We start from the raw sequence: 237 nt of genomic DNA, 5'->3' as shown, positions 1-237 counted from the left end.
AGTTTGTTGTAACAAGTGATAGAGAATTTTTCGATGTGTTGGATATGGTTGATCCAGCTCAACAAAAAGTGTTTTTCAAAGAAGCGTATAGCTTCTTAAAAGATAGATATAGCGAACAAAATATTGTACACGCAGCTGTGCATTTGGACGAGAAAACACCTCATATGCACGTTGGAATGGTTCCAGTAACCGAAGAAAATAAGTTATCAGCTAAACAAATTTTTAACCGAAAAGAAT

Annotated in this window: 1 protein-coding gene; it reads left to right on the top strand. The window is 34.6% G+C overall.

The features are described from left to right. The coding region (locus SB775_RS33680; protein WP_410865651.1) for a plasmid recombination protein at positions 1 to 237 on the top strand (237 nt) is incomplete at both ends.

The sequence above is a fragment of the Peribacillus sp. SIMBA_075 genome, assembly GCF_046534585.1.
The sequence above is the reverse complement of the archived record's forward strand: the minus strand, read 5'-3'. Positions and strand labels throughout refer to the sequence as shown.